A 25,090-nucleotide genomic window follows, 5' to 3' on the forward strand; every position below is an offset into this window, starting at 1 on the left:
ACTGTCCCGCATTTGCGGGCGTAGCCGTCGGCGTTTCCGTCGGTGCACCAGCTGCCGTGGTCCCAGCACCAGTTGCCGTGGTCCCAGCTTATGTACCACCGCCTCCCGCGGTGGTGGTGGCGGCGCCGGTGATCGCGCCAGCACGGATCGCAGTGGTGGCCGCGCCCACACGGGTAGCAGTAGTGGCCGCGCGCCCAAGAGTAGGAGTAGTAGCCGTTCACGGTGGGTACCATCACGGCGGGAACTAGCGGTAGCGGCACGCTTGGCATCCCCCAATAAACGCTGAATCTGCGCTCTTCAATGTACCGGCCAGCAGTGCCCACATCATGCCAAATGTCGTTTCCAGGGTCACCGATACCCGGCAGGGCCGCATTATCGTTCTCGACGACGAAGCGGTCATCCGTAACATGCTCCAGCGATACCTCATCTCACATGGCTTTGAAGTGCGTGCGGTACGCAACGGCATGCAGCTCGCGACGACTCTCGAACGCCACTCGTACGATCTACTGATTCTCGACGTGATGATGCCGGACGAGGACGGGCTTTCGATATGCAGGCGACTGCGAGCAGAGGGCGAAACACTGCCGATCCTGATGCTGACTGCGCGCGGTGACCCTGTCGACTGCGTGATAGGCCTTGAGCTCGGCGCGGACGATTATCTGGCGAAGCCGTTTCTGCCGAACGAGTTGCTGGCTCGCGTACGTGCCCTACTGCGTCGCCGGGACATGCTGAGGCAGCAGCTGGACGCCACCGACGGAGCGATGCCGGGAAAAGATGTTGCCTTGTTGCGCTTTGGCCCGTTCAGGCTTGATATCGGACGGCGGATTCTGTCCCGCTATGACAACCTCCAGGTCGATATCGGCAACAGTGATATGCAACTGCTGTGCGCGCTCGCGCGCACGCCAAATCGCCCGGTGAGCCGGGCGAAGCTGATTGAACGGGCCAGGGGCGCCGGGTCCGACGCGTCTGGACGGATCGTCGATATGCAGATCTGGCGAATCCGTCAGATTGTCGAAACAGATGTTTCTTCGCCACGCAATATCCGCACGGTATGGGGCGTCGGATATATGCTTGTCGCGAGGTTCGATGTATGACCGGATTGTTGCCACGTTCGCTGCTAGGACGCAACCTCCTGCTTCTCCTGCTTCTCGTCGTCGCCAGCGACATTTCAACGTTCACGATATTTTTTGTTTTCATCGAGACTCCTCGCATCGATGAGGCCGCATCGCTGTTTGCATCTCAGACGAGACAGGTCGAGCGGTTGCTGAGGGCGCTGCCACCTCAGGTCCGATACAACGAGCTCGTAGCCATCAACGGCGGTGAACAGGCACCACCGGCAAGTGCGGATACGGATACGGATACCCACAGCTTTTCAGCTCACCGGTTCTTGCAGACCCTCACGCAGCACTTGCCATCCGGTACGCTGGTTAGCCTGGAAGGCGGCAAGGACAGCCGCCGGATATGGATTCAGCTTCGGATCGGCGAGGGGCTCGAGTGGGTAATGTTGCCGGTCCCGGCCGAAATCAGTCACCAGTTGCCGTGGAGTCTGATTGCGCAACTGCTGACCATCGCCGCATTCCCCGCACTCGGCGCATGGCTCATCCAGCGGTACACAGTGGTGCGACTGCAACGCCTCGCACGTGCGGCGACAACGGTCACACATGGTGGGTGGCCCGAACCGGTGCCCGTCGACGGACCCGTCGAGTTTATTACAGTAGCGAGCACGTTCAATCAGATGGTCGCGTCGCTCGCGGAAATGGATGCAACCCGAACAGAGATGCTTGCGGGCATTTCACATGACATCCGTACTCCGCTCACGAAACTGAGGATGGCGATTTCAGCGCCCGAGGCATTCGAGGCTCCGTCTGCGAGTGCAGAGCACTTCGTCGCAGAGATTGACGTCATTGTCGAGCAATTTATTGATTTCGGACGCAGTTGGGACAGCGAGCCAGTTGCGCAAGGGGATCTTAACGCGCTGGTCGATCAACTCGCGGCTGACTATGTCGGTCTCGGATACATCTTCCAGGTATCACTGGCGCCGTTGCCATCGATCCCTTTCCGGCCCGTCGGCATGCAGCGGGTGCTGATGAATTTGATGCACAACGCGGTAATCCATGGCCGGATCGGACTCGCTGTCCGCACATGGACAGAGCCCGGTTACGTCGTGCTCAGCGTGGAAGACGAGGGGCCAGGAGTGTCGGAAGCACAACTGCCATTGCTCAAACAGCCGTTCCGGCGTATTGCCTCACCGGGCAAGGCGGGCGGTACCGGACTTGGCCTCGCGATAGCCGAGCGCATAATCCGTTGGCACGGAGGTAGGCTGGATCTGAGCCTGCGAACCGAAGGTGGCCTCGCGGCGACGCTGCGTCTTCCCCTTAAATGACCTGTGTCCGGGGCGGACTCCATTGGGCTTTGTACCCGCTGGAACGCCACCTCTTCACGGCGCACGCCAATTACCGTCATGACGCTGTCGGGACACAACGACTTAATTCGCAGGCATGCCAATCACTTAACATATCGGAGAAAAGAGTTAGATCAAAGGTAGCATCTCTTGTCTACGGAGTCTTGCCGGCCTGAGTCGTCGCAAAAAATTCAACCAGGATGCTCCCCACCAGCTTTGGTTTTCCGTTCAGATCTTCGTTCCAGGGCGACGAGTGGTCGGCTCCGGCGAGCTCGATACATTCGCAATAAGGTAATGTCGCCTTCAATGCAACGAGTGCCTTCTTAAGATAGTCCGGACTCCTGCTTCCACCGATCAGTAGCACAGGGGTACTCACTGCGCGAAGATCGTGTAGATGCTGATTCATGCTTGACACGACATTGAAGTCGTAACGCATCGCGGAAATCAACTCCCTTAACGATGCATACGAAGTCGACCGACTATCATCGACGCGCAACGCGCGTGCCGCACCGAGCCGAAGAATCCAATGAGGCACAAACTGCAAAATCCGGGGTCCCAGACCGACGATGCGCATCGCCGTGGCGAGCGCGTCGTCCAGTCGTTCGCGTTCAACCTGCGTATTAAAGCGCGCGACGAGGTGCGTTGCCATCCTGCCCAGATAGAACGGTGGCTCGTACACTGCCGCGCGTTCGATCGGCAGGCCTCTTCGGAGGCTTTCAAGAACTATCATCGCTCCGGAACTTAGCCCGAAGAGGAATTGAGCGCCCGTATGCTCGAGAAGGACCCGAATGTCGTCGACATCTTTTTGAATCGAATGTTGAGCATCGTAGGGGCGCGGGCTCAATCCACGTCCGCGCCGATCCGGCACATGGACGGTAAATTTGTGGGACATCGCGAGAGCGAGCTGATGGTAATTCCGTGTGGTCCCCATCGCACCCTGAACGAGGACAACACCAGGCCCATCACCAAATGACTCGTATCCGATTGACGTACCGTCGGACGACGTCACCCGCCCGTTTGCAATCGATGTTTCCAATATCATGGCAGTGCTGTCGCTTACTAAGTTCGCTATCTTCGGACACTGGACGATCGCGGACGACCGAGCTTCACCATCTGCCGAAACATGAATTGCGGCGCAACGCGGCTGGCGATTTTCAGCACATTGCTCAGGCCCGGACGAACTTCCTGTTTCCCGGCTTCGATACCGTCGATGGTGTGTTTAACGAGCACACTGACGTCCATGCCTTTCTCCCCTTTCATTTCCTCGGCGAACTCGCCCCTGAACAGCGGTGTCTCGGTGCCGGGAGGGGCCAATTCGACGATTGACACGAAGGAGCCTTCCAGTTGCGCCCTCAGACACCGTGTATATGCGTGGATCGCAGCTTTGGACGCGCTGTAGATCGGAGCCGCCGGAAAAGGAACAAACGCGAGGCCAGACGACACATTCACAATCAAGCTGCCCTTCTGACGCAAGAGTAGGGGGAGAAACGTTTGGACCATCCAAATGGTGCCGTTCAGATTCCCGTTGATCTCGGCTGTCAGATCGTTCAATTGATACTGCTGATCAAGCTTGATATTGCGCATCGCGCCCGCGTTGTTCACAAGGGTGTCTAACAGAGGAAAACTGGCTGACACCTTTTGATAAAGCAACTCGATGCTCGCCGGATCGCTAACGTCGCTTTGAAAAGCGTGGAGGCCTAGTACGGCTTGCCGTGCGGCTTCCAGCCTGGCGCGATTGCGCCCGGTGACTATCACGCTGTTACCCCGCGCGATCAGTTGCTTCGCCAGCTCGAGGCCTATTCCACTGCTTCCTCCCGTAATCAAAACGGTCCTTCCATTCAGTTTCACCCGTCATCTCCAGTTGAATTGAGCATTGACGTAGTTTGACGTGCATACTGTCAAAGAGGAAGAAGGCACCTGAAAGTCAGATACTTACCAAATGGAGAGTGTGACCATGAGACGAGGTCCGGCATTTACCAAGGAACAAGTTGCAGCCGCGCAGTACTACGCCAGCCTTACACCGCCGATTGACCTCGATCCGCGGATTGGCTCCCTGGTCAAAGATCTAATAGGTCGCGTTGCAGACAAATGGACGATGTTGATTCTCGACGTCCTCGCGGAAGAATCGCCGCTGCGTTTCAGCCGCCTCGGCGAACGGGTCGAAGGTATCAGTCAGAAGATGCTCACCCAGACCTTGCGCGCGATGGAGCGCGATGGGCTAATCGAGCGTACTGTGTATCCGGTCGTGCCACCGAAGGTGGAGTACAAGCTTACAGACCTGGGAATCACTTTGGGAGCGGCGTTTTGCGGCGTATGGATTTGGGCCGCCAACAATCTGGACGCGGTCGAAAGGGCACGCAACGCCTTTGACGATGGACAGACACAATGAACCAATGAACGGTACGCGTCGATGATCGATCACCGCTTCATTGCGTATGGTCCAGCCCCGGAGAAAACGCGACCGGTGCGGCAGGTAGCGGCACTCCGGCGTCCCGGGCTAACGGCGCACGGTAAGAGCGCTGATTCGACTAGCCATGAGTATATTTTCGCCTGCAGGGTCTTATCACGACCAGCGAGAGCGGACCAGCGTTATCGGCTGCGAAGGCAACCGCTTCATTGGCATCGTCCAAAGCAAATTCGGTGACGTTGAACTTCGTCAGGCTGACCAGCCCGGCACGAATCATTGAAACCATTTGCGGGATCGCCACACGCGGGTACATCCATTGACCTCGAAGCGTGACTTCATTGTGCATAAGCCAGACATATGGCAGTGCAGGCTCGTCGTCTCCGGTCTTCCTGACTCCCCCCATGAGCACCAGGCGGCCACCACGCCTGAGCGCCTTCGCACCCGCCAGCACCTGCGACGCAGACGCCCCACGGGGCAATATGTCCAACGCGAGGTCTATCTCCCCTTCCGCGAGTTCGCAGATTCGTCGTGTATCGTCCACGTCTCCTGTCATGCGTACGCAACTCACTCGCGGACCGAGCAGACGAGCCAGTTCATCCAGCTTCTGCTGATTTCGACCAGCGGCCACAACTTTTGCTGCACCCATAGCGAGCGCCGCGACGACTCCGGCGCTGCCGAACCCCCCCGTTGCCCCGTTAACAAGCACAGTATCGCCAGGCTGCAGTTCTCCAGCGAGCAGTCCGCCGAACGGCACCAGCAATTGGCTCAACGCGCACCACTTCCCCGCATCGCGCTCGTCCAGATCACCAATAGGCGTAACATTCTCGGTCGGCACCAGCATCTGCGTCGCAAAGGAACCGTGGTGATAGAAGCGATGCAGAGAAAGGGCCGCTGGATTACGTGCGGTCCACCCTTGCAGAATCGTGTCCGGGTTAATGGCATTGTCACGCGCGCGAATGGTCGGGTCGCAGTAGACCCAGTCGCCAACTGCGAGCCGTGTGGAATCCGGACCCACCGCACGCACCCGGCCGATAGCGCCCGCACCCGGCACGAGCGGCGGCTCCAGCAGGTAATTCCGGGCGCCGGAGAAGACGCCGTGTGCATAGCTCGCCACTCCTGCCGCAACGACGTCAACGATGACTTCGCCTGTTCCAATAACCGGATCGGGTAATGTTTCGATGGAGAGCGGAGTACCGAATGCATTGAGAAGAGCAGCTTTCATTGGAGCCTCGCTGTATGTCAGGTGAAATTCACTAGAGTTGTTTGAGGCTGAACGTGAATTTCGGAAATACGTCTGCTCGCGCTTGCCTTCTGCACCACAGCGCGAATCAGTCGGGCCTCAAGACGCAAACTCGTGCTGGAAATGAATCCACTGCACCGATTGGTGCCCGGCGCAAACGACTCCATTTGTCATCACGATCGACTTCGACAGCACCTCAGGCAATGTGCCCGGGTATCATCTGAAACAGCGTTCTCGGGAGTTTCCTGAGTTGGCGGGACATCAATGCCTCCATCACCACTTCGTATGACTTACCCAATATCTTCGACCGTGCCACGGGGTTGCTCATATCCCCGGCTTTCACAACTATCGGAATCCCGACTGCTTCGCTCAGATCAACTGCCAACAGTCTCGCGGTTTCCTCAACGACGAGATGCGCATCGACGTTCCACCCGTGCATATGACGAGAATCGCGCGACGAGTCAGCGGTTCGACAAAGAGGAAGGTCATAGCCAGACAGTGAAGCGCGTTCCAATCGAAAGTGAGCTCACTGTCAGGCGCCAATCGTGCACCGCTGCAATTTCCTTGCATATTGCCAATCCCAGGCCCGCGCCATCGTGCCTTGCATCGGGCGCGCGCCAGAATCGCTTGAACAGAAACGGAAGATGATCCTTCCGGATACCAGGCCCTTCGTCAGAAATCTCGATCGATATCCCGTCAATCGTCAACAACACGATGCCGTAAGCAGGGGACGCGTTGATCGCGTTTTCGACGATATTCTTGAGGAGGATGAACAACGCGCTTTTGTCCGCCCAGATCGACGGTGCCGCGTCGCGCTCATCCACACGTAACTTCACCTGCTTTGCATCGGCCTTGCGAGCCAGATAGGCAACGACATCCTGCGCCACGTCGACAATGTTGACTTCGCCGAAGTCGAAATTCTGTGCTTCGCTGACTTCGGCCAGATGTAGCAGCTGTCGCACCTGCCTCGACATCAGGTCGATTTCGCGGAACAAAAGATCTCTTTCCTTGATCTCCGGCTGCAACTCGATCTGCCCGCGGATCAACGTCAGCGGCGTTTGAAACTCATGCGCAGCGGCCGCAAGAAATTGCTGCTGAACCAGAAAGCCGTTCTCGAGCCGTCCGAGCGCGTCGTTGAAGGCATTGATCAACGGCTTGAGCTCACTTGGAACACCATGGGTCGAAAGGCGCGTTTTCAGATGACGCGGAGTTATCTGCGCCGCCGCGTCGGACGCGTCCCGCAACGGCTTGAGCATGCGGCGGATCGTAAACAACAGCACAACGCCGAATATAGCGATTGCAACAAAGAAAATGACCCTGACCGTCGACGGAATGGGCTTGACCTTTGAACTGACCAGTATGTCTATGAACCTGGCGCTCGTCGCGGTCTGCACATAGAACTCGGATTGTCCCCGCAATACCCTGCGCGTCGCGATCGAAAACCGCCGGCCGTCGACATCCGCGTGGGCTATCTTGCCAACGTCGGCAGAAAGGTCGCCCGTCAGCCACGGACCGTCTTTTTCTGCTCCCGCGGATGCAAGCAGGACGTGACCCTGCGCGTCCAGCACACGATATTTGAGCTCGGTGGGCGCAACCTGAAACAGCCAAGCCTGCCGATCGGGAAGCTCCACATCGCGGGGAAAGCCGGAGTCGTCGAACCTGATTGAATCAATTACCCTGGCGAGACTCTCCATCTCTTCACGTCGACCCAGAGTCTGCTCCGGGTAGTGATCGAGAACATGGATAACCATCCCGGCAAGCACGGTCAGGCTGGCTGCGAGCGCGACGACGGTCGTCACCCATAACCGGGCCGACAGACTTCGAATCCAGTGATTGAACATGGCGGCTCTCAGGTTAAAACGGGAGCGGAATTGCTGGGCGTCGGAATACTCATATCGGGTGGATCCGCGGGCGACACGAATCGGTCGCTCTTGCGGTCCGATGGCCGCAGAACGGGTCCCTCATGTGCCTTCGGGTCGCGAAGGCTGCTGCCGTTGCGCCGTAGCGTCCTCCAGGGCAAATCCTGCGCCGCGAAGATTCGTCAGTCGCGCCCTTGCGTTGATCGCGAGAAGTTTCTTCCGCAACCGGTGCACGGTCACGTCCAGCGCATTCGGTGTTACTGCTTCGCCAAGCCCCCACGCGGCATGCTCGAGTGCCAAATGCCGAACAGTTCGGCCACCCGCCTCGACAAGGCAAAGCATGATCTGTAGTTCGGCCGGGGCAAGCAGAACCGATAGCACGCCGCAGCGCATCTCGCGTTGGCGGGGATCTACGACCACATCCGCGTATGACGCAACCAACGTTGTCAGCGTCACCGGGCGGCGCATCAGGGTGCGCACCCGCGCGACCAGCTCGCTCATTGCAAACGGCTTGGTCACGTAGTCGTCCGCGCCGCTTTCCAAGCCGTCGACTCGATCGTGCAAGGCATCGCGGGCCGTGAGCATCAAGCATGGCGTCATCCGGCCCGCCGCACGCAACTCACGCAGGAAAGTCAGCCCATCGCCATCAGGAAGACCACGATCGACAATCAACACCGCGTAGTCGGCCCGGCTCACGCCATAGGTCGCCTCCGAGATATTGCGGAAAACGTCCGCCTCGACTCCCACCCCGGCGAGGGCCTGGCCCACCATGTCGGCAAGGCGTTCGTGATCTTCGACAATTGCAACCCGTGACATGACACTATGCTCACTTGAACTGATAGGTGTAACCGATCCTTATATCCGGGACGTATCTCTTCCCGACAAGCGGACTGTCCGTGATGCCGCCGCCAAAATGCGACACACCAACGTCCAGCAGGAGGCGTTGGTGCCGTGTGAGGTTGTAGTCGACACGGGTTCCCAGCGACGTATTCCAGCTTGCCCGTCCCGTGTACGCCGCGCGCCCGGGGCGAGCCTCCGAGGGGCGTACGCCATAATAGTAATCAACGTATTTGCCGCTCAACCATTCGACGCCAACGTGCGGTGTGATCGAAAAGGTCCCCATTTCGAAGGTCTTGCTGTAATCGACGCCGGCCCGCTCACCCTTGTTCCCGCCTAGCAGGTAGTCCCCGGAGAACGTCCCAAATGCGCTACGCCACGCGAGCGCCGGGCCGTACCAGAATGCACCGTTTCTGTCCTCCATGCCATTCAGGATCGGAGCGTCGGACTGCTTGTAACCGTCACCAAAATTAAATCTCCCACGCAACGCGACACTTACGCCGTCCCAGTTCCCGATCTTCAGGTCGATCGTTGTACCCAGCAAATGCACCCATTTGTCGTCGAAATACACCAGCGGAAACGGCTCGACCTTTGAGCCGTAACCCTTGTACGGCGACTCTCCGATGCTGACACCCCCGCCAAGCCCCCAATGGGTCACATCGGTCGCATTGTTCAGGATCGTAAAACCAGAATTCGCGGTCCCGGTTTGGTCCGTGTCCGCTCCCTGTGCCCACGCAATCTCCGAAGAGAGCCCAAGCAAGATCGTGGACAAAAATATACGGCGAACAGGCAAAGATTTTTTTCTCACAGTCGCTTCCGGAAAGTCAGTGAACAGGATGGAACTGACTTTATGGGAGTTCGACTTACCAGTTACTTACCGACCTGAGAATCGACTATAAACAACGCGGCTCTACGCAACCGTGCTGTAGCTCTTCGGTCGAGCAGATCCATACTCCACCGCTGCAACGCGCAATGGATCCGCGGGGGGCACATGCAGTTTTGTAGTCCGGTAGCAATCCGAGGCGAATGATTCCCTGCGCTGCGCCTCACCGTCGACAAGGCATTCCAGTCTGACTGCAACAGGGACCGGGTCGTTATCAAAGGCGAGCGCACCTCTGCCGTTTGCCATTCGCAATGAGGGGAATCTTCGACGAACACCACATCGTCAGGCATCGCGACACTTCGCAATTTTCCGTCCGAATAACTAAGGATCTCTTGTGCTGCCGTTGATTTTCACCTTCCGCCGAAGTACTACAAGTACATGGCGATCGTCCCATTTGGAACGTGCGCAGGCAATGCTTGAGGCACTACCAATGTCCGGATGCCGTCGAACTCCAGTCTGTCGGACCGGGCGAAGCATGATCGGATTGGTCACTGAGGCAGATCGTTCTGTCACTACGACTTCGTTGCCGGGAGCTCATTGACTGAGCACTTACGTCCGGGTGCACTCAGTGTGCCGTATTCGGCTGGGCTCTAGCTCCTTTGGCCGGTCGCGCTGCCGAGTCCTCATTGGTTGAATCCGTAGGTTGGACCAGACATTCAAGCTGGTTTTCTCCGACCCAGCAGATGGCCTCGCCCCTCTCCCGCGGCTCGAGATCATCTGATCCAGCCTCGCGTCAAGCGTCGGACGAAAGAAGGCGCGGCAACCGGAATTCACCCGCACCCTCACGCGCTACTGCAGAGAACGACTACAGGAGCACTCATAGGCTTCTACACTGTTGCGACCGGCGTGACCGGTGAGCCAGCTGCTCCGGGCAGCCGCAGCGGCGGCGCCGTAAGCAGGAACCTGTTGCGACCACGCACGCGCAGCCACCGATTCAGGGGCGAGAGTAACCATTGCTCGCCGAGCGGCACTCCCAACTTGAAAAGGCAATGTTCATGGATGGTGCTCGCTGCGCCCGGCGGTGGCGGCAGAATCTCAACAGCACGATTGTCCGAAATGAGGGCTGCGACACCGGAGTCAGTGATCCATTGCAGCAGTCGGGAGTCGGATCCATCGAGCCCTGCGCAGCTGTTGTGCAACCGCCAGGGGTCAGGCGCCCTGTTCATCTCGAGCAGCAATTCGTCAAAGCCCGTGCATAAACACAGCATGTCTCCGGATTCGACCTCCACTCCGTCGTCATCGAAGATTCGCATGAGTTCGTCGTAGCCGACGCGATGGTGTTCGCGGCCAAAACGCTCGAACAGGTCAACCATTACGCCGCGCCCTTGCACGCAAGTCGCAGCCATCGTGTCGATGCCTAGTGGTCCGGCGCTGACGCCTTCATGACTCGCCCATTCCTCGACATCCTCTCGCGGCGGTGGCGTCACAATATGTTCGCCACCGCGCCATCCGTTGTAGTAGACGACCTCGGCGATGCCGTCACCGTCCGCATCAAACTCGGCGCCGACGTGTGCAAGGCTGTCCCATTGCGTCGAGTATTGAGTAGAGAGGAGCACGGCGTCGTCGCAGACAACCGACCGCCGCCCAGTGCCCGGCACAGGTCGCGCGTGATTGTGAAAGCACTGGCCGCCAAGCATCGCACCGAACAGCCGGGGCGGGTGTCGCCGAGGATTGGCGACATCGCCCCCGGGATAGTCAAGCGGCAGGCTCAAGCAAAACGTGATGCCTTCCCGTGCCTCTGCGAGACCTTGCCTGACCTTTTCTGGTGTCAGGAGATTCAGCCTGCCGATCTGATCCTCGTTACCGAAATCACCCCAGTTCGACCCCTCCGGCCGACGTACCCACCGCTTGTTCACGCTGTCTCCTTGAACCCCAAGTTTTCGCTGAACATACAGTTCGGGAAAGGAATGTGTCAATATCGATTGTTTGTATCGATATAAGAATCAACCGGGTAGAACACCGTTGTAATTGACCTTCCAGCGTACCAGGGGCATCTCGTTTTGCTGCTCCCACGCGTGTGCCACCCAACCGGCAATGCGCCCCAGCCGCACGAGATTCGCGTCCGGCTCGGCGCCGATGCGGCGGTTCACATAGGCAGCCAGCAGCGCAAAATCCGGTTGCTGGCCCGTAAGATCAATGGCGAGGTCGATAGCGCGCTCGAAGCGTGCAAAGTTCCGGTCGGTAGCCAGCAGAACGCGCAACGAGGCCCACAATGCTGCCGAACGTGGATCTGGCGCATTGAATGGCGAATAGCCAAACCCGGGAATGTCTTCGCTCTCCCGCATGCGAATCCTGATCGGCTCGGTCGAATCCTGGGCGTTGTCGATTTCGGCCAGAAAGCGGGAAAACGCACCAACGCGAACAGCCGGCAAGCGTTTGCCCGTGGCAGCCGACAGGCCAGCAATCACGCACCGATAGGGCGTTGCGCCGGTACTGGCCGCCGCGCGAGCGACGTAGGTTGCGGGATGCAATGCCTGATCGGCCGAAAGAACGAGCACCCTGCGTACGGCATCCTCAAGTTTAGGTCCGCATTTTGTCGTCGCACCAATGTAGCGATGCAGCGGCAGCCTGGCCGGAGATGACTGTCCGAGCATCCAGGCCGCGAACCAGCGCAACACGTCTGCCCCGGAGCGAAGAAAGCCATGCTTGCCGAGATCGTGCGCACGAGGATTCGCCGCCTCGATGGCGGGAAGCAGCATGATGGCTCGGTCCAGCGCACTAAAGTTGCCACAGGCCTTGAGCAGCGCATCACTCTGCGGCGGAAGCGCGGTCGCAGGGCATTCAAAGGGATCGAAGTCAACGGCATCCCACAGCAGCCGGGCAACGTCCTCCAGAGTGGCCTTCTCTGCCAGATCGATGGCACTCACACCGCGATAGAAGGAGCCCGCCTCCGTCATCAAGGTGATAGCCGACGAGCCCGTCAGACCGGGCGCGGTGTCGCGCGCCGAGGCAGGCGCAATCCCCGACTTGATCTGTTCAATATCCGAGCGCAGGTACCGGCTGACCCGGCTGCCGCGAGTCTTGTGCGCACGGATGTTCTTGCGGCTGACATAGGTATAGAGCGTGGGCACGCTGACATTCAACGCGCTCGCGGCTTCCTCCGCCGTCATGTAAAGGCTATCGCTGGAGCCCAGCGGTACGGGAGCTGTGTTTGTCATGGGGTGCGGAGGTGAAGTCAATATATCGACAATTATCATCGAGATTGACTGATGATGCGACATACATCGACACTTGTTCCCAGCCGGGCCATTGATCATCCGGATGGAGACAACATGAAGGAATGCAGGTTTATTGCCGCGAGCGGGATGCTCGGCATCGGCGTCCCCGAAGACAGCTTGCGCAAGGCGATGGCGTGCGAGCCACATTTCGTTGCTGCCGACGCCGGCACCACGGACGCGGGTCCGTTTGCATTGGGAATGGGCGTGTGCGCGTTTCCACGTGAAGCGATCTTGCGAGACCTCACCACCCTGCTGCGAAACACCGTGCCCGCCAAGGTTCCACTACTGATTGGCTCGGTGGGCACGGGCGGCGCAGACGTGCACGTTGACTGGTTCATGGATGTCGTGCGCGAGGTCGCAGCTTCTGAGGGACTGGAGCTCAAGGTCGCCGAGATTCGCTCGGAGCAGTCAAAGGACTTCCTGCTGGACCAACTTGGGCAGGGGCGCATCCGCGCACTCAACCCGGCTCCCCATCTCGATGAAACTACGATCCGGCACAGCGAGCGCATAGTCGGCATGATGGGCGTCGAGCCGTTGCAGGCGGCGCTCGCCGCCGGCGTTGATCTCGTTGTGGCTGGGCGGTGCAGCGACCCGGCGCTCTATGCGGCTATGCCGATCCAGATGGGCCTTCCTCATGGGCTCGCCTGGCACGCGGGCAAGGTCGTCGAATGCGGCCCCTCGGTTTGCGAAAGGCCCGCACATGGCATGATCGTCGGCTATGTGCGGCCCGACGAAGTGGTGATCCAGCCGATCGGCCCAGGTTTGCGTTGCACGACACAATCCGTCGCCGCGCATAGTCTCTACGAGAACGCCGATCCGTTTTGCTTCACTGAGGCCTCCGGCGTACTGGACATCAGCGAGACCGTTTACGAACAGATCGACGAGACAAGCGTGCGGATACGGGGAAGCAAGTTCAGACCAGCCGAGCGGACCACCATCAAGCTCGAAGGCGCCGAACTTGTGGGGTATCAAAGCATCATGGTGGGCGGCGTCCGCGATCCCTTCATCCTGAGGGAATTTGACGACTGGCTCGCCAAAGTGATTCAGCGTGTCGAGCTGTCGGTGGAAAAGGTATTCGGCAAATCATTGGAAGCGATGGGCGCGAGGATCGACTATCACGCATACGGCCGCGACGGCGTAATGGGGGCGCTTGAGCCAGATCGCGCACGAATCCCGCACGAGATCGGGCTCGTTGTCGAAGCAACCGCTGCGGACCAGCAGACCGCCAGCGCCCTGGTGCAATTGACACGGCAACCGTTGCTGCACCAGCCCACGACCAAGTGGAAAGGATCGATCACGGGCTTCGCTTGCCTGCACAACCCGGCGCACATTGAACGCGGGCCGGTGTATGCCTTCAACATGAATCACGTCGTGCTGCCGGATACGCCAGTATCCATGTTTCGGACCGCCATCACGCATATCGAGGAAGCCAGGCATGCAACTCTCTGACATCGCGGCGATGATCCGCAGCAAGAACGCAGGCCCTTTTGTCTTGACCTTTGACATCCTGTTCAGTGACGACGAGAGCTATGAACTGGTCAAGCGCTCGGGGGCACTCAACGTCGAGATGTTTTCGCGTCTGTATCACACCACACCCGACAAGGTCCGTTTTTTCGAATGCGACAGCGCTCGCGCATTCAAGTTCAGTATCCCGCATCCGTCGACGCAAGGTGCACTGGGGGCATCGGATCTGCACGGCGGGCAGCAGTTCATTCCGCTATTGAGCGTCCGGATCGACTGACCGGTCGACCCAGGAGGAGACAACATTGAACAAGATATTGATGGCTGCAAGAGCCAGGGGAAGTCGCGCGCCCGCTCGCAACGATCCCGAGAATGCCGCAGCGGTGGCTCAGATCGGTGCGCGCATTGACGCGCTGAACGGGTCGATGCGCCTTTGGGGATGGGTCGCCCTGATCGCGGTGGGCGGCTTCTTCGAAATTTACGACCTCGCTTTGACGGCTCCCCTTTCCCCAGGGCTCGTGGCAGCGGGGATTTTCAAAACAGGGAATGCTGGCCTGTTCGGATTTTCCGACCAGGCAACCTTCATAGCAGCTACCTTCCTCGGCCTGTATGTCGGTGTGATCGGATTCGCAGGATTAGGAGACCGGTTCGGTCGCAAGGCTGTGTTCGGCTACGCGCTGGCCTCCTACGCTCTTGCGACGCTTGTCATGGGGTTGCAGAACGACTCGATCTGGGTCTGCTTCTGGCGATTCCTGGCAGGTGTCGGACTGGGCGCCGAGTCTGTCGCAATCGACTGCTTCATCGTGGAAATCATGCCCAGGCACCTCCGGGGCAAGGCGTTCGGCATGGGTAAATCCATCGAATATTCTGCAATCCCCATCGCAGCCCTGCTGGCAGCCGTCTTGATCCCGCGCTCGATATTGGGCGTTACGGGGTGGAGGTGGTTGACCTTCCTTCCAGCAGCGGGGGCGGCGGCATTCTGGATATTTCGCCGGAACTTGCCGGAGTCCCCGCGTTGGCTTGCGTCGCAGGGGCGTCGGGAGGAGGCGCACGCCGTGCTCGATGTCTTTGACGCTGGAGAGCCGCCTGGTGTGCAGTCTGCGCCGGTCTCGCCAACGCCGACAGAGCCCCGCACGGCACACCGCGCTTCACCTCGCTACGTGCGGAATGCGATGTTGATGATGATCGTCTACTTCGTCTTTCAGAACATTGCCTACTACGGATTCGGCAACTGGATCCCCACCCTGCTGGAGGCGCAGGGCGTGCCGCTAAAGCACAGTCTGTTCTATACCTTCGGCGTCAGTCTTGCAGCGCCGTTGGGGCCAATATTGGTCGCTTTGCTGGCAGATCGATTCGAGCGCAAGCACCAGATCATCGTAATTGGCCTGGTCGCCATTGTATTAGCTGTCATCTTCGCACACTCCGCCTCTCCCATTGGCTGGATCAGCATGGGCATCGGATTGACATTCGCGAATGCGGCCTTGAGCTTTCACGGTCATGCTTACCAAAGCGAAATCTTCCCTACGTCCATAAGAGCCCGCGCCGTTGGCTTCGTGTACTCGTTTACTAGACTTTCGGCAGCCATCAGCGGGTACATCGTTGCCTTTGCTTTGACGCGTGGCGGCGTCGCGACAGTGTTCCTTATGATCAGCGGTTGCATGCTCGTCGCGGTGCTCACCATCGGACTGGCCGGCCCGAGAACACGTAATAGGACCTTTGAGGAAATAACGGGGCAACCATGATCGAATCAGACCGAGACGATGACCTGATCCCCACGCCCCCATGGTGAAGCGATTAGTACCCGAGCTACAAATCATGAGAATCTCAGTCCCAGATAGCCCCGCTGGACGGCACCGGGGAGCGAGATCATCGCGGTGGCAGTCATACATTCGATCGACAGATGCGCCACGATAGCCACTCCTACTGCAGGGTCATCTCTTGACCCCCACGGTATGACGGACTCACCCCGCCGCACGAAGCCATGATATTCGGCTCTCGACCGCACCGACAGGCCGCGGTCAGAGTGCCAGTCTTATCTGCCGTTTGTCGCGAAGCTGACTTCCTTGAAGCGGCAGTCCGGCAGAGATGTTTTGGCGTCGAGGAGACAGACGCCTCTGGAGACCGTTTCCGTCAACTCGCACTACTGGCCCCAAGCCGGGCACACGCGATTGTCGGCGACGTTTAGGCCATTACAATCCGATTATTTATATAGGTCTACGAATGAACAAGGGTCCGCTTGCTGCAATCCTGCTTTCCTCGGCATTCAATGTTGCGCACGCACAGTCAAGTGTGAGCATCTACGGTATTGTTGGCGGAGGCGTCAGATGGATTAATGGAACGAAGGGAGGCTCGACAGTCGAATATTCCAACATCATCGCACCGAACCGGTTCGGCCTGACCGGCTCCGAGGACATTGGCGGCGGAATGAAAGTCATTTTCCATCTGGAGAACGGCTTCAACTCCTCAAACGGCACCTTGGCGACAAATAACGTCCTTTGGTCCCGTCAGGCATATGTTGGATTCGATGGGACTTATGGTCGTCTGACGATGGGGCGCCAGTTCAGTTCCTTCGAGGATTTGGGCATTTCTCTGGATCCGTCACAGATTGGCGGCGCAGATCCGGCGATCACTCCGGGCGGTCTTCTCGGTGTGAATTTTTTCACTTTGGATAGCCGCTTCAACAATTCCGTGAAGTACACAAACGGCTTCGCCGGAGCAAAGCTTAGTGCAAGCTATTCATTCGGCGGTCTCGCAGGAAACCAGCGCGCGGGATCCAACTATTCGGCGGCCGCTAGCTACGATACGGGACCGCTAAGAGGCGGTATTGCATATCAACGCACTTACAATGCGGATGCAAGCCAGGTGGCGCAGAACTATTACGCCGGCGGCGTGTGGCAGATTGGCCCCGTTCGCGCCTATCTGAGCTATTTGGTATTAACCGTGGGTGGATCGTCAAAAGCTCCTTCTCAGCGACGTGATGATGTGCCGCAGGGCGGCGTCGTCTGGCAAGTTACGCCGGCATTTGCGGTGACTGCAGCCTACTACGATGACATCGCCAGTAACCTGGGCAACGTTAAAGGCGCCGGTGGTCACAAGCAGACTGCGTATGTGATAGGCGAATATTTTCTTTCCAAGCGAGCCGAGGTCTACGTGGAAGCCGACCGAAATCATTTTTCGGGCGCGTACAAGAAGGATCCGACAAATATTGCTGTTCTCAACCGCAGCCCCGGGAGTTCCGGTATCACCGGCATATCGGTCGGGTTACAAACAAGATTCTAAAGATGGGGTATAGGCGGCTGCGTCAAGTTACCGCCAATTTTGCGAGCAATCTAACGTAAACTCGTCGGAGCAAATATGAATCGGACTACAGTGAGGGGCATTACATTGGTGTGCTTGCTTTTTACATTGAATGCGGGCGCGCAACCGGGACAGCCCGCAAGCGGCGATCCGAATGGCGAAGTGGTGTCAGCACCATCATCACCGAAGGCCGTGCGCTCAGCAAACCGGGCCTTGTCAAAACGCGTTTTGAAGGCGCTCTCGCACGTCAAGGGACTAGACGCTGCCGGAATATTTGTTAAGGCTTCCGACGGGAATATCATCGTGTCTGGAGTGGTTCAGGAAGCCAGTCAGATTCCTCTCGCGGTGCAGGCGGCGAGGAACGTCGACGGTGTGAGGTCCGTTCGCGAAAGCCTTCGGTTAGCTACTCAACCCACCCAGTGAGATGCCACACCATGTGATTTACGCTGGTTCGCATGTCTCGCGAACCACCGATTCAAACACCGGCGCGCGATCACTCCTCTAAGGGATCTCACACAATTCTCTTCGACAGAAAACTGTGCTGCCCGGAGATCCCGGGTGCTCGGATGCGAACTCTGCGCGCGAGCACGTCGATGACGATCATCGGTGCGGCCAATGCGGGCTGGTAAACACAGGCCGGGTCTTGATGATGGCATCGTCCGCTGACAGGCTAATCTCGAGGCGGATGTGCAGCAAGTCGGGCATCGCGAGACTTGCGCGGCGTTGATGTGCTCAACTGCCGAACCTGCGCGCCATCAGATCGATCTCGCGAAACAGCAGTTCCTGCCCTCGCTCCCCGGTTGCAACTCGATCTGACCTCGGATCAAGGTGATCGGTGTTTGCAGTTCGTACGCAACTGAGGCAAGATACTTTTCATGCACCGTGAAGCCGTTTTCAAGTCTGCCGAGCGTCTCTTTGAATACGATGAGATACGCAGCGCGTCGCGACACGCGGCATCGCGCTCGACTACCCGAATCAGTTGTTTCATACGCCCCTCTTTCGCGTTAGAGGGTTGGTCGGGCACACCATCCAGTCCGTTTTCGTTAGCGGCGTGCAGCGCAAAACCCACGCCACGGATGTTCGCGAGCCTCGTTGCGGCACCAAGCGCCGTCAGGTTCTTGCGCAGCGGGTGCAGGTCACTTCCAGCGCGTTCGGTGTGACCGCCTCGCCTAGGCCCCAGGCTGCATGCTCGAGTGCCGCGTGCCGCACGGTCCGGCCACCGGCCTTGACACGGCACAGCATGATCTACAGTTCGGCCTGCGCGAGCGTGACCGTCTCGGCGCCGCGGCGCATCGCGCGCTGCTGCGGGTCCACGGTGATGTCGGCGAACGACACAACCAGTTCCGCCAGCATGGGCGGCCGGCGCATCAGCGTGCGCACCCGGGCGACCCAGTTCGCTCATCGCGAACGGCTTGGTCACGTACTCGCCGTCACGGGGGTGACATCGGTGATTGCATCGTGTCAAATTGACCCGGAATGCAAAATCTATGTCCCAAAATATCAATCGAAAGAAACCGGGGACGGTAGACTGACCCGCGTCCCATCAGCCGGGACAGCTATAGAACCGGAACAGCCAGGGGCAGGTGCGTCGTTGGCGGCACACCGGACTTCGCGTAGTGAAGGCGTGCGATGCCGGTTGGTCATATTCGCGAGTCTGTATCGGCGCAGATCCGCGTGGCACGCGGATCGGATGTCCGAGAAGCATGGCGCAATGTATTGCCTGCACGCCGGCGCGTTCCGAACGGTTAACGCTAGAGGTCTATCCAGCATGACAAATTTCGTCTTCGTTCACGGCGCTTTCCACGGGGGTTGGTGCTTCGATAAACTCCGCCCTTCTCTGGAGGCTGCCGGTCACCGTTTGCTGACACCCACGCTCACGGGAGTCGGGGAACGCTCTCATCTTTCGGCGTTGGGACCGATCAATCTGGACACCCACATCCTCGATATCGCCAACCTCATCACGTGGCGAGACCTAGACAATGTCGTGCTCTGCGGCCACTCGTACGGTTGTCTCGTCATTACCGGGGTGGCCGACCAGTTGCACGACCGGATTGCCTCGCTCGTTTATCTCGACGGCCCGCTCCCGGAAAAAAGCGGCGACTCGCTCTTTTCATTGTTGCCCAATCTGCTATTGCCGTTCACCGAACTCAGCGCGTCGCTCGGCGGTACGCAGGTTGCCAACTGGCCTTCGAAAGTATTCGGTGTCGGCGAGGAACATCAGGCGTGGGCCGACTCGAAACTGACGTCGCACCCATTGGCTTGCTTCACGCAGCAACTGTCTCTCACGGGCAAATTCAAGCAAGTACCGAAGAAGGTATTCATCTACAACTCGAAAGACATCGGCATCCCAAGCCCTATCCCGGGTTGGTACGAGGCGCAGCGCGATCTTCCTGAAACTCACGTCTATTCATTGGACGGCGGGCACGATCTGATGATCGACAAGGCAAGCGAGGTTGCGGAGATATTGCTGAAGCATGCGTGAGGCTGTCGAGCGGCGACCGCTCTTGCAAGGAGCTCCGGTTAAACGGGATTTGTCTCACCGTCGTCCGTCCTGAAGCGCTTCCTCGAAATCAACCCCACCCCACGGATATGGACGGCGCCCAGCGGGCGCCACACGGAGCTCTTATGAGTCGCCCCCTCCTGTTTACACCGGCCCAAATCGATAACCTGAAACTAGACAACCGCATCGTGATCGCCCCAATGGCCCAATATTCGGCCGAAAACGGGCAGATGAACGAATGGCACCTGATTCATCTTGGGCAACTGGCGAGCTCGGGTGCGGGACTACTGACGATCGAGGCGACAGCGGTCACGCCCGACGGGCGCAACACCCGTGGCGACGTAGGACTCTATTCCGACGACTGCGAGGCTGCCATGGCGCGAGTGCTGCGCGGCGTCCGACGCTGGTCAGACATGCCGATCGGCATTCAGCTCAATCATGCCGGGCGAAAAGCGTCGCGGCAAAAGTCGTGGGAAGGCGGTGCACAGGTTCCGCCTGGGCAGCCGGACGGCTGGACGACCTATGGGCCGTCACCGCTCGCGTTTGCGTCCGGCGAGATGCCGCCGACTGCTCTGGACCGCGACGGTCTCGCGGCAATCCGCAACGCGTTCGCTAGCGCAGCGCGACGCGCATCCCGGCTTGGCCTCGATTTCATCCAGATTCTTGGCGCACACGGCTATCTGCTCCATGAGTTTCTCTCGCCTCTCTCGAATCAGAGAACGGACGAGTACGGCGGCTCACTGGAAAACAGAATGCGGTTTCCGCTGGAAGTCTTCGAGGCGGTGCGGGATGTGTTTGCGCATGACCGCCCCGTGACGATGCGGGTGTCCGCAACCGATTGGGTGGAAGGCGGTTGGTCCGTCGAGGATACGATCGCCTTCGTCGACGCATTACAGGCGAGAGGCTGTGCCGCTATCAATGTCTCGAGCGGCGGATCGAGCCCCGCACAGCGAATCCCGATCGGACCCGGCTATCAGGTTCCTCTTGCACGCGCGGTAAAACAGGCGACCACACTGCCGGTTATCGCCGTTGGCCTGATCACCGACTTCGAGCACGCCGAAGCTATCCTCAGCACCGGGGACGCCGATCTGATTGCGCTCGCGAGAGCCGTGCTGTACGACCCGCGATGGCCCTGGCATGCCGCCGCTCACTTCGGGGTTCAAATCAAGGCACCGAAACAGTATCTCCGCTCTCAGCCCAACCGGTTGCGCGATCTGTTCGTCTGAGTCGCCCGGCCGGGGAGACTGCCCTGATGCAGCGACTGGCATCCTCAGTCGCATCGGCCGTCCGCTTCAGTCTTCGTGCCGCAGGCCGCCCGGCCGCGGCACGTACAACGCTACCGGAGCTCACCTCCGGTCTTCAACGAAGCTTCGCATTCTGCAGCGCGTAGTTCACTACTTCATCGTGACGGGCAAACCATACTCCGTCAGGCAAACTCTTCGCGTACCTGATCAGTTCCTCGACAATCCAGATGCGCGAGCGATTCGTGATCACGTGCGGATGCATGGTGAGCTCGAACAGTCCCCCCTCCGCATACGCGGCGTCCAGTTCCCGCCTGAAGATGTCGAATACGTCCGAAGGGGGCGTATAGGGACGCAACCCCTGAAATCGATGCATTAGAAAATAAACGGCATCGTCGCGCACCCAGTCGAACGGAATTTCGACCAGCCCGGTAGGCTCGCCATCCATCTCCAGTTCATAGCAGTCATCGTCGGCGCCCAAGGATGAGTCGTAGGAAAACCCGAGCTCCTGAAGAATCTGCAGCGTATTTTTTGAAAAATCACCCGACGGCGAGCGAAAGCCCGTCGGACGTTTGCCAGTAATCTTTTCAAGGGTGTCCATCGAGCGCCCGAGCAGATCCCGTTCGTCGGCAAACTCCAGCTTCGAGTTGAGCTCGTGGATCCAGCCGTGCACCCCGATCTCATGTCCCGCGTCCACAATGCGGCGCTGCTCGTCGGGGTACAGCAGCGCCGAGACGGCAGGCACATAGAAGCTGACAGGAACGCTGTATTTTTCGAGGAGCGACAGGATGCGCGGTACACCGACCCGATTTCCATATTGTCCCCACGAAAGACGGTTAATCGAACTGCCTCCATCACGCAGCTCATTGGTTTCGTGATCCGAATCGAATGAAAGGGCGACAGCAACCCGTGCGCCACCTTTCCATTTGTCCGGACGCAGACGGCGCCCTGCACGAACGTGGGTCACGATTCGTCGCCACTCCTGCTCGGGCCATTGCCAAGGTTGCATCCCATTTTGATCGCTCATCACGGACTCTCTATCTGCGCGTCGCGCAGTTTGTTGTTAAAAAATCCCATCAATGTCGGACGTTTCTCGACGCGAGGCGGCAATTCGCGCAAAGCTTTGAAACGCCGTCAGCCGTCACTATTGTGGAACCTGGGGATTTTGTTTAGTTGACATTCCGTGCCTCACACTTTTCAATATGAGACACACCTCCCCTTCCGAGGAACAACGGTTATGCGCAAGCGAGTTGTCAGAAGCGCCACCTTGCATGGCTATTTGCGGGCTGCCTGCGACGTCGGCATTGACGGCAAAGCGCTCATGGCTCGGGTCGGATTGAGCGGCGACATCGCTGAAAGTCCGGATAGCCTGATTCCGTTAGATGCGTGGATCAGGCTCCTGGATTTGTCCGTTGCCGCGTCGGCCCGCACCGATTTCGGCGCGCGCGTCGCGATCGCCCGTGGCGTTCCCGACTACGGACTCGTAAGTCTTATGTTGAGAGAAGAGGAAACGCTACGAGATGCGCTGCACACGTATTCGACGCAACTGCATCACCACTGCGACGGCATCTTCATTGATCTCGACGAACGCTTCGACAAACCGCTGCTGACGTTCAAAATCGAGTCCGAGATTCCTTCGATACACGTCATGGAATACTGCGCCTGCGGCATCGTCCAGATGATTCGCTGGCTCGTCGGAGCCGACTGGCAACCCGATGCGGTCTGTCAGGAACATTCGCGTCCCGCCCATACGCTGGTGCAAAGCAACTTCATGCGATGCGAGCTCCGTTATGACCAGATGGTCAGCGGGATCCTGCTCTCACGCGATGCGTTGTCCCTGAAGGTGATCGCTTCATCCGCCGTACTCCGGCGTCACGCTAAAACCCTGCTCGGGAAAACCTTCAATCATTCGCCGGAAGACTTCGAAGCACGCGTGGAGTGGCTCATGCATCAGCAGTTGCGCGACTCGCGATGCAGCGTCGAGACTCTCGCGTCCAGTCTGGGAATGAATCGACGCACCCTCCATAGACGACTCGCGGACAAGGGACTGTCCTACTCCGCGCTTTTGCAGCAAGTGCGGTGCGATACGGCCAGGCGGTTGCTCAGCATGCAAACCGTGTCATTGACAGAGGCAGCCGAAGCACTGGGGTTTGGTAGTCTGAGCGCGTTCTCCAGATGGTTCCAGACCAGCTTCGGCTGCAGCGCCTCGAGATGGAAACGCAACCTGGAAGCATCCGGTTAAGGCCTCCGTAAATTCGCGGTTCGACTTGCTGCGTAGACGGTCGCGCGTCCCGTGTTGTCAAACACCTGTCCCGTCAAGTCAAATATAACGACGTCGCTGGGCTAAAGTAGGCCGAGCTGTGTCATCGATTCGGAATCTGAAATGGGATGCCGATTCGTGCCAGCCAATACGACCTTTCTTTACCAACGAGGAACTCCAGTCATGTCAGACGACAACGCTCTTTTCGAAAAGGGCATGCCTATCCGTCGCGCCGTACTTGGGGCAGAGTACGTAGATGCTTCGATGCAGAAAGCCGACTCCTTCATGATGTCTTTTCAACGGGCCACCACCGCGTGGGCATGGGGATGGGCGTGGGGAGACGAAACGCTCGACCGCAGGACCAGAAGTCTGCTGAATCTCGCCATGCTGACGATCGCAGGCCACACGGACGAACTGAAGCTGCATGTCAAGGGCGCCCTGAACAACGGCCTCACGGTGGAGGAAATCAAGGCCACGCTGCTGCATGCCACTGCATACTCAGGAATTCCTTCTGGCCTCAGCGCGTTCAAAGCAGCTCATGAAGTCCTTGTCCGGAATGGGGCGCTGTAATGAGCAGCAGAACGTTCAGGAAAGTCGCGTTTATCGGCATCGGTCACATGGGGTGGCCTATGGCCGCCCGACTCGTCAATGCCGGCTTCCACGTCGCGGTTTTCGATCTGGACCGCGAACGCGCGGCAGCGTTCTCGAGCGGGATCGGCGGGGAATCGCCGGATACGATCGAGGCGACCGTAGAGTCGGCAGATGCGGTCATCACCATGCTCCCGAAAAGCCAACATGTGGCACAGGTCATTACGGCCGTTCGGCCCATGCTCAGGGCTGGTGCGCTGGTCATCGACATGACATCGGGAATTCCCAGAATCACGCAGGAGATCGCGGCCAGCCTCGAATCGGGCGGTATTCTGATGATCGACGCGCCTGTCTCAGGCGGCGTTTCGCGGGCTCGAACCGGCGAACTCGCCATTATGGTTGGGGGCCCCGCGACGGCTGTCGAACAGGCCAAGCCCTTGCTGCTTGCCATCGGAACTACGGTTACCGAAGTAGGCAAGATCGGGGCGGGCCAGGCGATGAAAGCGCTAAACAACCTCGTGTCAGCCGGCGGGTTTCTGATTGGTGTAGAAGCGCTGATTATCGGCCGGAAATTTGGACTCGACGCCGGAAAAATGGTCGACGTACTCAATGCTTCCACCGGCACCAATAACAGTACGCAGAAGAAGTTTCGTCAATTTGTCCTGTCCCGGACTTTCGACAGCAATTTCGGTCTCGACCTGATGGTCAAAGACCTGGGCATCGCCCTTGAAGTCGCACAGGACGAAGGCGTTACAGTTCCGTTTGCCGCGCTGTGCAGCGAACTGTGGGCGAATGCGGCGCAAGCGCTGGGGCGAGGTAAAGACCACACCGAAATGGCGCGGTTCTGCGAGGAGACCTCCGGCGTCCCGCTCGCGCATTGAATGAGGCGTTACGCGAG

At 58.8% G+C, this 25,090-nt stretch carries 22 protein-coding genes; 13 read left to right on the top strand and 9 right to left on the bottom strand.

Features of this window, described 5'->3' with window-relative positions; translation table 11 throughout:
• Positions 1–326: 326 nt before the first annotated feature.
• Both G5S35_RS38670 and G5S35_RS38675 read left to right on the top strand, forming a co-directional pair.
• Complete coding sequence (locus G5S35_RS38670) at positions 327–1,094, top strand: response regulator (RefSeq protein ID WP_183040745.1); 768 nt, start codon at positions 327–329, stop codon at positions 1,092–1,094.
• Positions 1,091–2,383, top strand: coding sequence for an ATP-binding protein (locus tag G5S35_RS38675; RefSeq protein WP_183040746.1), 1,293 nt, complete (start codon positions 1,091–1,093; stop codon positions 2,381–2,383). The genes G5S35_RS38670 and G5S35_RS38675 overlap by 4 nt, the downstream gene beginning before the upstream one ends.
• Positions 2,384–2,555: 172 nt before the next feature.
• Here the strand turns inward: G5S35_RS38675 and G5S35_RS38680 are convergent, their stop codons facing one another.
• Positions 2,556–3,443 carry an alpha/beta fold hydrolase gene (locus tag G5S35_RS38680; protein WP_116611353.1) on the bottom strand — a complete coding sequence of 296 codons (888 nt, stop codon included), beginning with the start codon at positions 3,441–3,443 and terminating at the stop codon, positions 2,556–2,558.
• Between the two features lie 26 nt (positions 3,444–3,469).
• Entirely contained in the window at positions 3,470–4,249 is a 780-nt protein-coding gene (locus G5S35_RS38685; protein WP_183040748.1) for an SDR family oxidoreductase, read from the bottom strand.
• A gap of 106 nt (positions 4,250–4,355) precedes the next feature.
• Between G5S35_RS38685 and G5S35_RS38690 the strand changes: the two genes are divergently transcribed.
• Positions 4,356–4,790: a winged helix-turn-helix transcriptional regulator gene (locus tag G5S35_RS38690; RefSeq protein WP_011488822.1), complete on the top strand. Its 435-nt coding sequence runs from the start codon at positions 4,356–4,358 to the stop codon at positions 4,788–4,790.
• Positions 4,791–4,929: 139 nt separating this feature from the next.
• On the opposite strand, the gene G5S35_RS38695 is transcribed toward G5S35_RS38690, so the two are convergent.
• From G5S35_RS38695 to G5S35_RS38720, 6 genes are all read right to left on the bottom strand, one after another.
• Complete coding sequence (locus tag G5S35_RS38695; protein ID WP_183040749.1) at positions 4,930–6,030, bottom strand: alcohol dehydrogenase catalytic domain-containing protein; 1,101 nt, start codon at positions 6,028–6,030, stop codon at positions 4,930–4,932.
• Between the two features lie 503 nt (positions 6,031–6,533).
• The gene (locus G5S35_RS38700) at positions 6,534–7,889 is read right to left on the bottom strand and encodes a sensor histidine kinase (RefSeq protein ID WP_116611356.1); all 1,356 of its coding nucleotides are present in this window, start codon (positions 7,887–7,889) and stop codon (positions 6,534–6,536) included.
• 120 nt (positions 7,890–8,009) lie between these two features.
• On the bottom strand, positions 8,010–8,723 hold the full coding sequence (locus G5S35_RS38705) for a response regulator transcription factor (protein ID WP_011488827.1): 714 nt from the start codon (positions 8,721–8,723) through the stop codon (positions 8,010–8,012).
• Between the two features lie 10 nt (positions 8,724–8,733).
• Positions 8,734–9,552 carry a MipA/OmpV family protein gene (locus G5S35_RS38710; protein ID WP_049782187.1) on the bottom strand — a complete coding sequence of 273 codons (819 nt, stop codon included), beginning with the start codon at positions 9,550–9,552 and terminating at the stop codon, positions 8,734–8,736.
• A gap of 902 nt (positions 9,553–10,454) precedes the next feature.
• Complete coding sequence (locus G5S35_RS38715; RefSeq protein WP_116611358.1) at positions 10,455–11,483, bottom strand: cyclase family protein; 1,029 nt, start codon at positions 11,481–11,483, stop codon at positions 10,455–10,457.
• An 87-nt stretch (positions 11,484–11,570) separates the two neighbouring features.
• Positions 11,571–12,737 (bottom strand): citrate synthase family protein, encoded by a 1,167-nt coding sequence (locus G5S35_RS38720; protein WP_183040750.1) that lies wholly within the window; start codon positions 12,735–12,737, stop codon positions 11,571–11,573.
• 162 nt (positions 12,738–12,899) lie between these two features.
• Here G5S35_RS38720 and G5S35_RS38725 point away from each other — a divergent pair, with 162 nt between their 5' ends.
• The 7 genes from G5S35_RS38725 to G5S35_RS38760 all read left to right on the top strand — a co-directional run bounded on the left by G5S35_RS38725 (position 12,900) and on the right by G5S35_RS38760 (position 21,329).
• Positions 12,900–14,294, top strand: coding sequence for an acyclic terpene utilization AtuA family protein (locus G5S35_RS38725; RefSeq protein ID WP_116611359.1), 1,395 nt, complete (start codon positions 12,900–12,902; stop codon positions 14,292–14,294).
• Positions 14,281–14,586: a DUF4387 domain-containing protein gene (locus G5S35_RS38730; protein ID WP_116611360.1), complete on the top strand. Its 306-nt coding sequence runs from the start codon at positions 14,281–14,283 to the stop codon at positions 14,584–14,586. The genes G5S35_RS38725 and G5S35_RS38730 overlap by 14 nt, the downstream gene beginning before the upstream one ends.
• Before the next feature lie 25 nt (positions 14,587–14,611).
• Positions 14,612–16,048 (top strand): MFS transporter, encoded by a 1,437-nt coding sequence (locus G5S35_RS38735; protein WP_237182017.1) that lies wholly within the window; start codon positions 14,612–14,614, stop codon positions 16,046–16,048.
• A 478-nt stretch (positions 16,049–16,526) separates the two neighbouring features.
• Positions 16,527–17,585, top strand: a complete 1,059-nt coding sequence (locus tag G5S35_RS38740) for a porin (protein ID WP_183040751.1) — start codon at positions 16,527–16,529, stop codon at positions 17,583–17,585.
• A gap of 75 nt (positions 17,586–17,660) precedes the next feature.
• The gene (locus G5S35_RS40415) at positions 17,661–18,026 is read left to right on the top strand and encodes a BON domain-containing protein (protein WP_116611362.1); all 366 of its coding nucleotides are present in this window, start codon (positions 17,661–17,663) and stop codon (positions 18,024–18,026) included.
• A gap of 1,267 nt (positions 18,027–19,293) precedes the next feature.
• Positions 19,294–20,085, top strand: coding sequence for an alpha/beta fold hydrolase (locus G5S35_RS38755; protein WP_116611363.1), 792 nt, complete (start codon positions 19,294–19,296; stop codon positions 20,083–20,085).
• Between the two features lie 143 nt (positions 20,086–20,228).
• Positions 20,229–21,329 (top strand): NADH:flavin oxidoreductase/NADH oxidase, encoded by a 1,101-nt coding sequence (locus G5S35_RS38760; protein ID WP_116611364.1) that lies wholly within the window; start codon positions 20,229–20,231, stop codon positions 21,327–21,329.
• A 133-nt stretch (positions 21,330–21,462) separates the two neighbouring features.
• Here the strand turns inward: G5S35_RS38760 and G5S35_RS38765 are convergent, their stop codons facing one another.
• Positions 21,463–22,371: a polysaccharide deacetylase family protein gene (locus G5S35_RS38765; protein WP_110329451.1), complete on the bottom strand. Its 909-nt coding sequence runs from the start codon at positions 22,369–22,371 to the stop codon at positions 21,463–21,465.
• A 240-nt stretch (positions 22,372–22,611) separates the two neighbouring features.
• Here G5S35_RS38765 and G5S35_RS38770 point away from each other — a divergent pair, with 240 nt between their 5' ends.
• From G5S35_RS38770 to G5S35_RS38780, 3 genes are all read left to right on the top strand, one after another.
• Entirely contained in the window at positions 22,612–23,586 is a 975-nt protein-coding gene (locus G5S35_RS38770) for an AraC family transcriptional regulator (RefSeq protein ID WP_183040753.1), read from the top strand.
• A gap of 201 nt (positions 23,587–23,787) precedes the next feature.
• Complete coding sequence (locus tag G5S35_RS38775; RefSeq protein ID WP_055139657.1) at positions 23,788–24,174, top strand: carboxymuconolactone decarboxylase family protein; 387 nt, start codon at positions 23,788–23,790, stop codon at positions 24,172–24,174.
• Entirely contained in the window at positions 24,174–25,073 is a 900-nt protein-coding gene (locus tag G5S35_RS38780; RefSeq protein WP_110329444.1) for an NAD(P)-dependent oxidoreductase, read from the top strand. The genes G5S35_RS38775 and G5S35_RS38780 overlap by 1 nt, the downstream gene beginning before the upstream one ends.
• The last annotated feature ends 17 nt before the right edge of the window (positions 25,074–25,090 follow it).

The sequence above is a fragment of the Paraburkholderia tropica genome (assembly GCF_014171495.1).
GTDB lineage: Bacteria > Pseudomonadota > Gammaproteobacteria > Burkholderiales > Burkholderiaceae > Paraburkholderia > Paraburkholderia tropica.

What these genes read in the sequence shown, in the direction of transcription:
- G5S35_RS38740 (WP_183040751.1), top strand. Translation starts at nt 16,527, where the DNA reads ATGAACAAGGGTCCGCTTGCTGCAATCCTGCTTTCCTCGGCATTCAAT.
- G5S35_RS38700 (WP_116611356.1), bottom strand. Translation starts at nt 7,889, where the DNA reads ATGTTCAATCACTGGATTCGAAGTCTGTCGGCCCGGTTATGGGTGACG.
- G5S35_RS38705 (WP_011488827.1), bottom strand. Translation starts at nt 8,723, where the DNA reads ATGTCACGGGTTGCAATTGTCGAAGATCACGAACGCCTTGCCGACATG.
- G5S35_RS40415 (WP_116611362.1), top strand. Translation starts at nt 17,661, where the DNA reads ATGAATCGGACTACAGTGAGGGGCATTACATTGGTGTGCTTGCTTTTT.
- G5S35_RS38755 (WP_116611363.1), top strand. Translation starts at nt 19,294, where the DNA reads ATGTCCGAGAAGCATGGCGCAATGTATTGCCTGCACGCCGGCGCGTTC.
- G5S35_RS38760 (WP_116611364.1), top strand. Translation starts at nt 20,229, where the DNA reads ATGAGTCGCCCCCTCCTGTTTACACCGGCCCAAATCGATAACCTGAAA.
- G5S35_RS38675 (WP_183040746.1), top strand. Translation starts at nt 1,091, where the DNA reads ATGACCGGATTGTTGCCACGTTCGCTGCTAGGACGCAACCTCCTGCTT.
- G5S35_RS38775 (WP_055139657.1), top strand. Translation starts at nt 23,788, where the DNA reads ATGTCAGACGACAACGCTCTTTTCGAAAAGGGCATGCCTATCCGTCGC.
- G5S35_RS38695 (WP_183040749.1), bottom strand. Translation starts at nt 6,030, where the DNA reads ATGAAAGCTGCTCTTCTCAATGCATTCGGTACTCCGCTCTCCATCGAA.
- G5S35_RS38725 (WP_116611359.1), top strand. Translation starts at nt 12,900, where the DNA reads ATGAAGGAATGCAGGTTTATTGCCGCGAGCGGGATGCTCGGCATCGGC.
- G5S35_RS38720 (WP_183040750.1), bottom strand. Translation starts at nt 12,737, where the DNA reads ATGACGGCGGAGGAAGCCGCGAGCGCGTTGAATGTCAGCGTGCCCACG.
- G5S35_RS38690 (WP_011488822.1), top strand. Translation starts at nt 4,356, where the DNA reads ATGAGACGAGGTCCGGCATTTACCAAGGAACAAGTTGCAGCCGCGCAG.
- G5S35_RS38730 (WP_116611360.1), top strand. Translation starts at nt 14,281, where the DNA reads ATGCAACTCTCTGACATCGCGGCGATGATCCGCAGCAAGAACGCAGGC.
- G5S35_RS38780 (WP_110329444.1), top strand. Translation starts at nt 24,174, where the DNA reads ATGAGCAGCAGAACGTTCAGGAAAGTCGCGTTTATCGGCATCGGTCAC.
- G5S35_RS38765 (WP_110329451.1), bottom strand. Translation starts at nt 22,371, where the DNA reads ATGAGCGATCAAAATGGGATGCAACCTTGGCAATGGCCCGAGCAGGAG.
- G5S35_RS38670 (WP_183040745.1), top strand. Translation starts at nt 327, where the DNA reads ATGCCAAATGTCGTTTCCAGGGTCACCGATACCCGGCAGGGCCGCATT.
- G5S35_RS38680 (WP_116611353.1), bottom strand. Translation starts at nt 3,443, where the DNA reads ATGATATTGGAAACATCGATTGCAAACGGGCGGGTGACGTCGTCCGAC.